The organism is Halorubrum tebenquichense DSM 14210, assembly GCF_000337415.1.
In the GTDB taxonomy this organism is placed as follows: Archaea; Halobacteriota; Halobacteria; order Halobacteriales; family Haloferacaceae; genus Halorubrum; species Halorubrum tebenquichense.
In genome coordinates this window covers 59,242-70,819 of sequence record NZ_AOJD01000024.1, presented here as the reverse complement: position 1 = coordinate 70,819, position 11,578 = coordinate 59,242, and the positions used below count along the sequence as shown (strand labels likewise).

Below are 11,578 nucleotides of genomic sequence, written 5' to 3'. Positions count from 1 at the left end.
TTCACTCGCCGTCGACGAAGTCCGGCTCCGTCCGCTTCTCCGCGCGCTCCTCGACGAGGTGGTCGACGAAGTCGCCGAGGTCGACGTCGCCGCGCTGGTTCTCGAAGCGGTCGCGGACGGAGACGGTGCCGGCCTCCTGTTCGTCCTCGCCGACGATGACCATGTAGGGGAGCCGGTCGTCGTGGCCGGCGCGGATCTTGCGGCCGACCGTCCAGTCGCGGTCCTCGACCTCGACGCGGAACCCCTCGTCTTCGAGGGCGTTCTTCACGCGGTGCGCGTAGCCGAGCGTCTCGTCGGAGACCGGGAGGATACGGACCTGCTCCGGCGCGAGCCACAGCGGGAAGTTCCCGTCGAAGTGCTCGATCAGGACCATGAAGAAGCGCTCGTAGCTGCCGTACAGCGCCCGGTGGATCATCACGGGCTGGTGGTCCTCGTTGTCCTCGCCCGTGTAGGTGAGATCGAACCGCTCGGGCATGTTGAAGTCGAGCTGGACCGTCGGCCCGTCCCAGACGCGACCGAGCGCGTCCTCGAAGCCGAAGTCGATCTTCGGGCCGTAGAACGCGCCGTCGCCCGGCTCGACGTCGTAGTCGTAGCCGCCGGACTCCAACACGTCCCGGAGCTGCTCCTCGGCGGACTCCCAGATCTCGTCGCCGCCGACGGACTTGTCGGGGCGGGTCGCCAGCGCGACCTCGACCTCCAGGTCGAGCGTCTCGACGACCTCGAAGATCATCTCGATCACCGACTCGATCTCCTGGCGGATCTGGTCCGGCCGGACGAACAGGTGGCCGTCGTCGATGGTGAACGACCAGACGCGAGAGAGCCCCGAGAGCTCGCCGCGCTGCTCTTTCCGGTACACCTTCCCGTTCTCGAAGTAGCGCTGCGGGAGGTCGCGGTACGACCACGACTGCTGGTCGAAGATCGTCGCGTGGCCCGGGCAGTTCATCGGCTTCAGGCCGTACTCCTCGTCGTTGACGTCGAGGAGGAACATGTCGTCCTTGTAGTTCTCGTAGTGGCCCGACTGCTTCCACAGCTCCGTCCGGAACACGTGGGGCGTCTCGACCTCCTCGTAGCCGTGGTCGCGGTTGAGCTCGTTCGCGAAGTCCGAGAGCTCTCGGAGCACGGTCTTGCCCGGCGGGTGGTACAGCGGGAGCCCCGGTCCGGTCACCGTCGGGATCGAGAAGAGGTTCATCTCCTGACCGATCTTCCGGTGGTCGCGCTCCTGGGCCTGCTCGCGCAGTTCGAGGTACTCCTCTAAGTCCGACTCGCTCGCGAAGGCGGTGCCGTACACCCGCGTCAGCGAGTCGTTCTCCTCGTCGCCGCGCCAGTAGGCGGCCGACACTTCGAGCAGCGTCGCCGCGCCGACCTCGCCGGTCGACTCGACGTGCGGGCCCTGACAGAGGTCCTCCCAGCCGTCCTGAACGTAGAAGGTGACCTCCTCGCCGTCGGCCTCCTCGTCTAAGATCTGCCGTTTGTACTCGTTGTCGGCGTAGGTCTCCCGCGCCGCCTCGCGCGACCGGACCTCGCGCTCGATGTCGTAGTCGGCCGCGATGATCTCGTCCATCTCCTCTTCGATGGCGGCCAGATCGTCCTCGTCGAGGTCGACGTCGGTGACGTCGTAGTAGAACCCCTCGTCGGTCGCGGGGCCGATCGTCAGCGTCGCCTCGGGGTGGAGCCGCTGGAGCGCCTGCGCGAACACGTGGGCCGCGGAGTGGCGCAACACCGTGAGGTACTCGTCGGACTGGTCGGTGACGATCTCGATCCGCGCGCCGTCGTGGACCGCGGCGTACTTCTCGACGAGTTCGCCGTCGATCTTCCCCGCGACGGTGTCGCGACCGAGCCCGGGGCCGATCTCGAAGGCGACGTCCTCGACTGTCGAGCCCGCCGGAACGGTCAGCTCTGATCCGTCCGGCAGGACGACCGTCACCTCGGCCTCCGCATCGGTCTCGCTCATACAGTGTCGGAGCCGGACGACCGCCATAAGTGTGTTCGATCCGCGGCGCGCGTTCGCACGCGCGACCGATCCCTGGGCGTCCGTCGTGGTCGCTTTGCGGCCGCCCCGCGAGGCGTCCGCCGTACCGGCTCTGCGGCCGCCCCGTGGCGCACTCTTCGACCGACTCCCGGCAAGTCACGCCGCCGCTCCGGATCCGCGGATCCGGACGGAGCGATGGCAACACACAAATCCCGCGGCAACCTTTGCCGGACTATGACCACGCACGCCGAGCCCCTCTCGTCGGTGTTGGAGACCGTCGGCGAGACGCCGCTCGCCCGCGTCCACGATTCGCCGGACGAGGTGCCGGTGTACGCCAAACTGGAGACGTTCAACCCCGGCGCGAGCATCAAGGACCGCATCGGGAAGTACATGCTCGAACGGATGCTGGAGCGCGGCGACGTCGGCGAGGGCGGCACCGTGATCGAGCCGACCGCCGGCAACACCGGCATCGGGATCGCCGTCGCGGCGGGACAGCTCGGCCTGAACGCGATCTTCGTCGTCCCCGAGCGCTTCTCCGTGGAGAAACAGCAGCTCATGCGCGCGCTCGGCGCGGAGGTCGTGAACACCCCGAGCAAGGAGGGGATGGAGCTCGCCATCGAGCGCGCCCACGAGATCGCGGAGGAGCTCGACGACGCCGTCGTCCCCCAGCAGTTCTCGAACCCGCTCAACGCCGAGGCGCACTACGAGACGACCGCCCCCGAAATCGACGAGGCCCTCGACGGCGAGGTGGGCGCGGTCGTCGCCGGCTGCGGCACCGCCGGGACGCTGATGGGGATGGCCCGGTACTTCCGGGAGGCGGACGCGGACACCCACGTCACCGCGGTCGAGCCGGCCGGCTCGGCGTACCGCGAGTTCTTCGGCGAGGACGTCGAACACGAGGAGTACAAGACCGAGGGGATCGGCACCCACGACATCGACACGAACGAGCTGTTCGAGCCCGACCTCGTCGACGAGGTCCAGGCGATCGACGACCGGGAGGTCCACGAGGAGATGGGACGGCTCGCGGCCGAGGAGGGGCAGCTCGTCGCCTCCTCGGCGGCCGCGAACTCGCTCGCCGCCAAGCGCGTCGCTCGCGACATCCGCGACGGCGAGATCGACGCCCCGCACGACGCCGTCGTCACCGTGTTCTGTGACTCCTCCGAGCGCTACCTCTCGAAGGGCGTCTACCGGAGCTTCGAGGAGTGGGAGGGGTGACGGAGAGCGGGAGGGAAGGGCGGGAACGCGTCGGCGCGGCGTCGTCTGCGGCCGGTTACCCCCGCAGTCGCCCGTGTTCGACCTTGATACACCGGTCCTGGACCACGTCGATTCCGTCGGCCGCCGCGTCCGCGGCCGCCTCGTCGTGACTGATCCCGAGTTGGAGCCACGCCGCGCCCGCGTCGCCGCGTGACCCGTGTCGCTCGCGGACGGCGTCGAGTATCTCCGGCACCTCCTCGCTCGGGCGGAACACGTCGACGAGGTCGATCGCCTCCTCGACCTCGCCGAGGGAGTCGTACGCCGGCTCGCCGAGTATTTCGTCAGCGTACGGGTTCACCGGGATCACGCGGTAGCCGCGGTCTTGGAGGTATTCGGGCACGTCGTGAGCGGCCTTCCCGGGCGTCGTCGAGCAGCCGACGACGGCGATCGTCTCCGCGTCGAGCAGTCGGTCGAGCCCCTCGTCGTCGGTGATGAGCATACGCACCGTTTCGGGCGCGCCCCGATTAAACGCATCCCCGGCGGCGAGACCCTCCGCGGCGAGAACCTCGGCGGCCGCCGGCCGGTCAGGCGAGCCGTATCTCCGGCTCGCCGTCCTCGGTGACGGTGATGATCCCGTCGAACAGCTGTTTGAGCGTGTTCATCGCCTGATCGTCGTGGGCCGTCGAGTCGATGCTGTACAGGCCCAGCCCGTCGACGCTCTGGACGCGTCCCGTGAACACGTGGAGGAACCGGAACACGGTCTGGAGGTCCGAGTACATCAAAAGCGTCGACAGCGAGTGGACCATCACGCGGTTCCGCTCGATGCCCCGGTCGCCGAACGCCTGGAGGAACTCGGAGAGCTTGATACCGATGCCGGTCATGTCCACCGGCGAGGAGGCGTACTTGATCCGGTCGGACTCGACGATCTCGCCGCCCTGCTGGCGCGTGACGCAGTCGACGACCGCGACGGGCTTGCCCTCGTAGGGCGTCCGCTTCTCGTAGTCGCGGAGCACCCGGTCGGCACCGTCTTTCGTGGTGACCACGATGGCCCCCTCGTCGCGGTCGGTGCCCGCGGCGAGGATGTCCATCATGATGGACCGCTTCCCGCTCAGCGGCGGACCGGTCAACAGGATGTTGGTCCCGGGTTCGACCTCGGCGTCGAAATGCGGCGTCAGCTCATACATGGACGCACCTCGGGGGCGACGACGTCGGCGCGAGCCGCTCGTTCGGCTGTGAGGCCGTGCGACCAGGACACATCTACTACCGAAACATGCCCGCTCCGAATAATATTCTTTTTGATCGCCACGCGTAAGCCCGAATCGCGCCTGCGTGCGTCCCCGAAACCGTTGAACCGTCGGATCCGGTCGTGAGAGCGAGACCGAACGCCGCCGGCGGGCCCCGACGTGTCACATCCGCTAATTTACCGCCCGGTGAGACGGGAGCGTTCCCGGGCCGACTGCGCGGCCCCGATTTCGAATCGCGGGACTTAACACGGTCTCCGAAGTAACCTCAGACACGGGCGCTTAGCTCAGTTTGGACAGAGTGCTTGGCTTCGGACCAAGTTGCCACGGGTTCAAATCCTGTAGCGCCCATGTCTCTGACGACGAACGAAGTGAGGAGTCGAAACTGGGCCGAAGGATTTGAAGCAGGGAGGGGCTTCGCCCCGACCGAGGTTCAAATCCTGTAGCGCCCATTCGTTCTTCGAACGGATCGCATTCGCGAGACTCCGGTACGTCGCATATAAACAGGGCGTCAGGGGTGCGCGCGATCGCACGTCGCTGAACCGGTGGATCGCGACCAGCGCCGACCGTTTCGCTGAGCAGCCCGGAGACCGAGAACCCGACCGGGACGCCGAAGCCGGCGTCCGCGAACACGCTCGGACGCGTTCGGCTGCGTCCTCGTGGCCCATTCTGAGGGTCGCCCTTCGCCGACGTCGTCCGGGCCGATCCGTATCGGGTCAATCGGGAGCCCCACTCATGTGCTATGTTGGAGTTTTAACACAGACCTCTCTTAGCGGTCTTTCATAAGACGTGTCTGTACGGGATATTACCTTCTCGGCCAGCCGCTTCCGATAGAGTATTGTGGAATGTGGGAACAACTTTAATCGCCCTGCCACCCTATCTTCGCCCATGGTGGCCACACCAGTAGGTGAAGACCCGGGGCGCGACGGGGCGTCTCGACCGCCCGAGCGTATTCTCGTGGGGGATCACACGGCCGTCCAGCTGCCACAGCCGGCAGAGGAGGGGTTCACCGTCGACCTCGCGGAGCGGGGGGACCGTGAGCGTTCGCTCGTGTCTCGTTCCGCTTTCCGCCCCGCGAGGAGGGAGTCAGCGGACCGATGAGCGACGCGACGCCGGCCGAGTACGCGCGAGCGCACCGTGAGGATCTGGTCGATTTCGCCCTCGATCTCCTCGCGGTTGACACGTCGAATCCGCCCGGCGACACGCGTGACATCGTCGCCGAAATCGAACAGTTCCTCGACCCGCTCCCGGTCGAAGTGGAGCGGTTCGCGGCCGACCCAACGAAGCCGAATCTGCTCGTTCGACTCCCGGGTGGCTCTGATCACACGCTGCTGTATAACGGCCACCTCGACACGGTGCCCTTCGACGCCGAGGCGTGGTCCCGCGCTCCGCTCGGCGAGCGCGTCAACGAGCGCGTCTACGGCCGCGGCGCAACCGACATGAAGGGTGCCGTTGCGTCGATGCTGTTCGCGGTTCGGGCCTTCGTAGCCACCGACACGGAGCCACCCGTCGACCTCCGATTCGCGTTCGTGAGCGACGAGGAAGTCGGTGGTGACGCCGGCCTGCCAGCGGTACTGGACGCTGGAAAGCTCGACGCTGACGCGTGCGTGATAGGCGAGCCGACCTGCGAGGAAGGCCGTCACTCCGTCACGATCGCGGACCGGGGCAGCATCTGGCTGACGCTCGAAGCGGGCGGTGAGGGGGCCCACGGCTCCCGGCCGGTACTCGGCGTCAACGCCATCGACCGGCTCTACGACGCCGTCGAGACGGTGCGCGAACGGTTCGGCACCCGGCGGCTCGAAATCGACGCTGACGTGGCACCGATCGTCGAGGAATCGGTCGAGTACTACGCCCCCTCGATGGGTGAGGCCACCGCTCGAGAGCTGTTCCGGTACCCCTCGATCAATCTCGGTGTCCTCGAGGGTGGGGACGCGATAAACACCGTCCCGCAGTCCGCGCACGCCGAAGTTGACGTGCGACTGACCGCAGGCGTCCACACGCCCGATGTGCTCGCTGAAATTCGCGAGTGCGTTGCCGACTGCGACGGTATCACAGTCGCCGACATCTCTTGGAGCGTTGGGACGGCCGAAGTTCCCACCAGCCCGCTCGTCGAAGCCGTCGCGTCGACCGCGGAAGAGGTCACGGGAAATCGCGTCTTCAGACGGAGCGCTACGGGCGGTGGCGACGCCAAGAAGTTCCGGAACGCGGGGATCCCGACCGTCGAGTTCGCACTCGGAACCGACACAGTCCACGCCCCGGATGAGTACGTTCCGGTGGACGTACTCGTCGACAACGCCGTCGTTTACGCTCAGCTACCAACGCGGTGGCAGTCCCAGCTTGAGCAGTAACGCCTCCAAGCGGGCGATCGTGCCGGACTGCCTGTGCGACGGGAGAAGTCGTCGGGAAAGACTTAGGTAGTAGTATAGTATACTTGTGGGTATGAAAAACAATATTGGTGCGGCAGACAGACGAATTCGGATCGGTCTCGGGCTAGGTTCGGCGGCGGTCGGACTGGCGACACTCGGTGGCCTCCTCGGCCTCGGGACGACGGTCGGCGCGGTGCTGACGCTGCTGGGTCTCGTTCTCGTCGGGACTGGGCTCGTTCGAGTCTGTCTCCTGTATCGCCTGTTGGGAGTGGACACGTCGGGATCCTAGTCGGAATGGCACGCTTTCAGAACACCGGTCAACCTGACTGGGACTGGTGGAGCAGACTCTGGCCGACGCCCGGCGCGACGCTCCGGAAACTCGGTGTTGAGTCAGGCGAGTCCGTCGCTGAAGTCGGCTGTGGAAGCGGCTACTTTGCGCTTCCGGCCGCTCGGATTGCGGAATCCGAGTCCGTGTACGCTGTCGACGTGGATGCGTCATTACTCGATGAACTCGACGGTCGTGCCGACCGGCAGGGTATCGACAACGTCGTTCCGGTCCACGGTGACGCCCGGAATCTGACCGACGTCCTCCCCGACTCAGTCAGCACGCTCGTTGTGGCAAACACCTTCCACGGGGTGGGAGACCAGTCGGGATTGGTCGAACAGGCGTTCCGGGCGATCGAACCCGGCGGCAGCCTGATCATCGTCAACTGGCACGACCGCCCACGTGAAACGACGACTGTCGGAACCGAACCTCGGGGGCCCCCGACGGCCCTTCGGACGCCGCCGGGCGAAACCGAGGACGTTGTGCTTTCGGCCGCACCGTTCACGCTCGACCGGCTGGTCGAGTTGCCGCCGTACCATTACGGGCTCGTATTCGATCGGTGACCGCTCCTCCTCTCCGATTTCGAGACCGTCTCTCGGCCGGCCACTCGGCCCTCGTAGAATTTCTGAATCTTGGAATCTTGGCACAATACTAATACCGGGCCGTTCCAACTGCCTCCCGTGAGCCCCCTATGACTGATATCGAGCCCGACGACACCGTCGACGCCAGAGGCGCAGCGTGTCCCGGCCCGCTCATGGACCTCATCGGAAGGATTCGAAGCGCCGAGTCGGGGGACGTGATCCGACTGCTGAGCGACACCGACCAGTCGCTCACCGACGTTCCCGAGTGGGCCGAGGAGGCCGGTAACGAACTGCTCGCGGTCGAAGAGCTCGACGACCACAACGCGTTCTACGTGGAGAAAGCATGACCGAGCACGTCGTTATCGTCGGCGGCGGGACCGGGGGGACCGTCCTCGCGAACGACCTCGCCGACCGACTCGAACCCGAACTGGACGCCGGCGACGTCCGCGTCACGCTGGTCAACGACGACCCCGACCACGTTTACAAGCCTGTCTGGCTGTACGTGCCGTTCGGCCAGCGCGAGCTCGGCGACGGTCGTCGCGCGCTCGACGACCTCGTCGACGACGCGATCGACCTCCGGATCGACCGCGTATCCGACATCGACACCGAGGCCCGGCGGCTCCGGTTCCGCGGGAACTCGCCGCCAGTCGGCTACGACCACCTCGTGCTGGCGACCGGGTCGACGCTGGAGCCCGACCGAATTCCGGGCCTCGCGGAGGCCGGTCACGACTACTACAGCGAGTCGGGCGCGACCGACCTGCGCGACGAGCTGCTGGCGTTCACCGACGGCGACCTCGTGTTGAGCGTCATCGGGACGCCCCACATGTGTCCGGCCGCCCCGCTTGAATTCGTCTTCATGGCCGACGATTGGCTCCGCGAGCGCGGCCTCCGGGAAGACGTCGATATCACGTACACGTATCCGATCCAGCGTGTCCACGGCAACCCCCACATCGCCGAGTGGGCTCGCCCCCTCATGGAGGAACGGGACATCCGAACGGAGACGTTCTTCAACGCCGAGGCGATCGACCCCGAGGCGGAGACCATCACGTCGATGGAGGGGACCGAGCTCGAGTACGATCTCCTCGTGGCGATCCCGCCGCACGCCGGCGTCGACCTCATCGAGGAGGCGGGGCTCGGCGACGACGGCTGGGTCGACGTCGACAGGCGCACGCTGGAGGCCGAGGCCGCCGAGAACGTCTACGCGCTCGGCGACACCGCCGACACCGGCGTCCCGAACGCGGGCAGCGTCGCGCACTACCAGGCCGGCGTCGTCGGCCAGCGCCTCGCCAGCGAGATTCGCGGCCGCCCGGCGACGGCGACCTACGACGGGAAGACGCTGTGCTTCATCGAGACGGGGATGGACGCGGCGTCGTTCGTGGAGTTCGACTACGAGAATCCGCCGTCGCCGGCACCGCCCTCGGAGAAACTCCACTGGTCGAAGCTGGCGTACAACGAGTCGTACTGGCTGACCGCACGAGGTCTGCTCTGATCATGTCCGAACCGCAGAATCCCGACCAGTCCGAGCTGGAGGTAGCAATCGAAGAGAACCCCGAAGCTGTCGCCGAGTTCGTTGAACACCTCGGCGCAGTCAACGAGCTACTGGACGTGATCTCGCTGGGCGAGAGCGCGCTCGACGACGAGATGGTCCGCGAGCTCTCGGCCACGGGGTCGACGCTCGCCGAGTCCGCCGACGGCCTCGCGACGGACGAGACCGTGGCACTGGCCGAGACGGTCGGGGAGAACGGCGACGAACTGCGCGAGGCCCTCGACACGCTGGTCACGCTCCAGCGGAGCGGCGCACTCGACGAACTTGCCGAACTCGCGGGGATCGGATCGCTGGCAACGGCGGCGCTCGACGACGAGATGGTCGCGTCGCTGGCCGGCACCGGTGCCGCCGTCGGCGAAGTCGCGCAGACGGCCGCGGACGACGACACTCGCGACGGCATCGAGACGCTCCTAGAGGGCGTCGGGGAGGCGGAGCGGAACGCCCCCGAGCAGGTCGGTGCGGTCGGTCTGCTCCGCGGATTACGGGATTCAGACGTCCAGTACGGACTGGGCTACCTGTTGGCGCTCGCGAGCGCCATCGGCCGCGAGCACTCCGGCGCGGAGTCGCGTTAGCGGCCGCTGTCCGTTTCACGCCCTCCCACTCGATACCCACGGGAGTCAACTCGCCCCTCAACTGTATTGTGTAGAAAACCCAAGACTATTAACTATCAGGGACGCAGGATCCGATAATGGCAACACGAACAGCGGAGATGGGCCGCGCGATTTCGCTGGATGACGCCGATCTCGAAACGGTCGTCGAAGACGCCGACGCGACGGTCCTGACGATCGACATCGAATCGAATCTCGAAATCGCCGTCGAGTTCGGTGCCCAGAGCGCGCCCACGTCCGTCCAGTCCGTCGACGGGCAACCGGAGAAACAGCTCCGAGGCGGCCAGAACGAACGGGCCCTTCGCGAACTGTTCGCCCGGTATCGGGACTAACTCACCGACAACGAAATGACCCCGAGAGAACTTCGCGCCGACACGCCCGCCTTACACGAGGACGTCTACCTGAACTTCGGTGCCCACGGGCCGAGCCCGCGGTACGTCGTCGAGGCTGCCGACGAATTCGTACGGTCACACGAGTACGAAACGAGTACGCGAAACGACCCGTACGAGCTGGCGTTCGACACCTATGACCGCGTTCGAGAGCGCGTCGCCGCCTTCGTCGGTGCGGACGCCGACGAGATTGCGCTCACGGAGAGCACCACCGCGGGCGTCAACGCCGTCGCGACCGCCGTCGACTGGGAGCCCGGCGATACGGTTGTACGCACCGATCTCGAACACCCGGCCGGGACGCTCCCGTGGCAACGCCTAGAACAGGAGGGCGTCGAGGTTCGCGTCGTCGAGACGGAGGACGGCCGCGTCGACCGAGACGCCTTCGCCGAGGCGGTCGCCGACGCGCGCCTGGCCTGTTTCAGCGCCGTGACCTGGACGCACGGCACCCGGCTGCCCGTCGCCGATCTCGTGGACATCGCGCATGAAGCCGGCGCGTTCGCGCTCGTCGACGCCGTACAGGTGCCGGGACAGCTTCCCCTCGATGTCGGCGAGTGGGGGGCGGACGCCGTCGCGGCGGCCGGGCACAAGTGGCTGCTGGGGCTGTGGGGCGGCGGCTTTCTCTACGTCGACCGGACAGCTGCTGACTCCCTGCGACCCGCGACGGTCGGGTACCGAAGCGTCGAGACGCCGACCGCGGATCCCTACGAGTTTGCGGCCGGTGCCCGACGATTCGAGGTCGGCTCGGCCAACCCGGCCCCGCACGTCGCCCTAGCGGAAGCCATCGAGGCGATAGATGAAGTCGGAGTCGACCGCATCGCCGCCCGGAGTCAGGAATTGGCCGGCCGGGTGGCCGACGGAATTCCCGACGACCGGCTTCTCAGCCCGGCGGCCCCCGAGTCCGGACTCGTGACAGTCGACGTGGACGACCCCGGAGAGACGGTCGACCGACTCGCGTCGGAGGGGATCGTCGTTCGGGCCCTGCCGACGCCGAACGCCGTCCGCGCGTCGGTCCACGCCGTCAACACTCGCGCAGAGACCGAGCGGCTGCTGGACGCACTCGACTCGGAGTGGAACTGACGCAATCACCGTTCCCCGCTGATTCCCCCTACGACAGTCTCTCCGGCCTACTCGTTGAAACCGAAAGCCGCTGCTGGAGGGTCCGTCTGAGGTACCGCTACCGGAGGGACGTTTCGTCTGCTTCAGTCGGACTGTACGCGACTGTTGTCGTCGACGAGGGCGTCGCGACCGCGACACTCGATTCGAGTCTCGGGGTCAGACGCCGTCGAACCCTCGACCGACGGTTCTACCGTATTCGGGTCGGCGACCTCGACCAGCGCGGATCGAGCGTGACCGGCTCGA

General features: G+C 66.9%; 12 protein-coding genes and 1 tRNA gene. 10 read left to right on the top strand and 3 right to left on the bottom strand.

Going from position 1 to position 11,578, the window contains the following annotated elements; all coding sequences use genetic code 11:
- Position 1: 1 nt before the first annotated feature.
- The gene (gene thrS / locus C472_RS03175) at positions 2-1,978 is read right to left on the bottom strand and encodes a threonine--tRNA ligase (RefSeq protein WP_006628348.1); all 1,977 of its coding nucleotides are present in this window, start codon (positions 1,976-1,978) and stop codon (positions 2-4) included.
- 225 nt (positions 1,979-2,203) lie between these two features.
- On the opposite strand from thrS, the gene C472_RS03170 reads away from it, so the two are divergent.
- The gene (locus tag C472_RS03170) at positions 2,204-3,184 is read left to right on the top strand and encodes a PLP-dependent cysteine synthase family protein (RefSeq protein WP_006628347.1); all 981 of its coding nucleotides are present in this window, start codon (positions 2,204-2,206) and stop codon (positions 3,182-3,184) included.
- A 55-nt stretch (positions 3,185-3,239) separates the two neighbouring features.
- Here the strand turns inward: C472_RS03170 and C472_RS03165 are convergent, their stop codons facing one another.
- Complete coding sequence (locus tag C472_RS03165; RefSeq protein WP_006628346.1) at positions 3,240-3,662, bottom strand: CoA-binding protein; 423 nt, start codon at positions 3,660-3,662, stop codon at positions 3,240-3,242.
- Between the two features lie 85 nt (positions 3,663-3,747).
- Entirely contained in the window at positions 3,748-4,347 is a 600-nt protein-coding gene (locus C472_RS03160) for an RAD55 family ATPase (RefSeq protein ID WP_006628345.1), read from the bottom strand.
- A 333-nt stretch (positions 4,348-4,680) separates the two neighbouring features.
- Here C472_RS03160 and C472_RS03155 point away from each other — a divergent pair.
- The 9 genes from C472_RS03155 to C472_RS03115 all read left to right on the top strand — a co-directional run bounded on the left by C472_RS03155 (position 4,681) and on the right by C472_RS03115 (position 11,296).
- Positions 4,681-4,755 (top strand) — tRNA-Arg (locus C472_RS03155).
- A 746-nt stretch (positions 4,756-5,501) separates the two neighbouring features.
- Positions 5,502-6,752: a M20 family metallopeptidase gene (locus C472_RS03145; protein WP_006628344.1), complete on the top strand. Its 1,251-nt coding sequence runs from the start codon at positions 5,502-5,504 to the stop codon at positions 6,750-6,752.
- An 85-nt stretch (positions 6,753-6,837) separates the two neighbouring features.
- Positions 6,838-7,059: a YgaP-like transmembrane domain gene (locus C472_RS16155; RefSeq protein ID WP_006628343.1), complete on the top strand. Its 222-nt coding sequence runs from the start codon at positions 6,838-6,840 to the stop codon at positions 7,057-7,059.
- Between the two features lie 5 nt (positions 7,060-7,064).
- The gene (locus tag C472_RS03140) at positions 7,065-7,658 is read left to right on the top strand and encodes a class I SAM-dependent methyltransferase (RefSeq protein ID WP_049906243.1); all 594 of its coding nucleotides are present in this window, start codon (positions 7,065-7,067) and stop codon (positions 7,656-7,658) included.
- 128 nt (positions 7,659-7,786) lie between these two features.
- A complete protein-coding gene (locus C472_RS03135) occupies positions 7,787-8,023 on the top strand; it encodes a sulfurtransferase TusA family protein (RefSeq protein WP_006628341.1) in 237 nt (78 codons plus the stop codon).
- The gene (locus C472_RS03130; RefSeq protein WP_006628340.1) at positions 8,020-9,165 is read left to right on the top strand and encodes an NAD(P)/FAD-dependent oxidoreductase; all 1,146 of its coding nucleotides are present in this window, start codon (positions 8,020-8,022) and stop codon (positions 9,163-9,165) included. The genes C472_RS03135 and C472_RS03130 overlap by 4 nt, the downstream gene beginning before the upstream one ends.
- A gap of 2 nt (positions 9,166-9,167) precedes the next feature.
- Entirely contained in the window at positions 9,168-9,794 is a 627-nt protein-coding gene (locus tag C472_RS03125; RefSeq protein ID WP_006628339.1) for a DUF1641 domain-containing protein, read from the top strand.
- A gap of 116 nt (positions 9,795-9,910) precedes the next feature.
- Entirely contained in the window at positions 9,911-10,162 is a 252-nt protein-coding gene (locus C472_RS03120) for a thioredoxin (protein WP_193788337.1), read from the top strand.
- 15 nt (positions 10,163-10,177) lie between these two features.
- Positions 10,178-11,296, top strand: a complete 1,119-nt coding sequence (locus C472_RS03115; RefSeq protein ID WP_006628337.1) for an aminotransferase class V-fold PLP-dependent enzyme — start codon at positions 10,178-10,180, stop codon at positions 11,294-11,296.
- Positions 11,297-11,578 lie beyond the last annotated feature (282 nt).

Bases quoted from the DNA above. Each gene is read 5' to 3' on its own strand.
- C472_RS03145 (WP_006628344.1), top strand. From the start codon at position 5,502: ATGAGCGACGCGACGCCGGCCGAGTACGCGCGAGCGCACCGTGAGGAT.
- C472_RS03120 (WP_193788337.1), top strand. From the start codon at position 9,911: ATGGCAACACGAACAGCGGAGATGGGCCGCGCGATTTCGCTGGATGAC.
- thrS (WP_006628348.1), bottom strand. From the start codon at position 1,978: ATGGCGGTCGTCCGGCTCCGACACTGTATGAGCGAGACCGATGCGGAG.
- C472_RS03160 (WP_006628345.1), bottom strand. From the start codon at position 4,347: ATGTATGAGCTGACGCCGCATTTCGACGCCGAGGTCGAACCCGGGACC.
- C472_RS03130 (WP_006628340.1), top strand. From the start codon at position 8,020: ATGACCGAGCACGTCGTTATCGTCGGCGGCGGGACCGGGGGGACCGTC.
- C472_RS03115 (WP_006628337.1), top strand. From the start codon at position 10,178: ATGACCCCGAGAGAACTTCGCGCCGACACGCCCGCCTTACACGAGGAC.
- C472_RS03165 (WP_006628346.1), bottom strand. From the start codon at position 3,662: ATGCTCATCACCGACGACGAGGGGCTCGACCGACTGCTCGACGCGGAG.
- C472_RS03135 (WP_006628341.1), top strand. From the start codon at position 7,787: ATGACTGATATCGAGCCCGACGACACCGTCGACGCCAGAGGCGCAGCG.
- C472_RS03140 (WP_049906243.1), top strand. From the start codon at position 7,065: ATGGCACGCTTTCAGAACACCGGTCAACCTGACTGGGACTGGTGGAGC.
- C472_RS03125 (WP_006628339.1), top strand. From the start codon at position 9,168: ATGTCCGAACCGCAGAATCCCGACCAGTCCGAGCTGGAGGTAGCAATC.
- C472_RS03170 (WP_006628347.1), top strand. From the start codon at position 2,204: ATGACCACGCACGCCGAGCCCCTCTCGTCGGTGTTGGAGACCGTCGGC.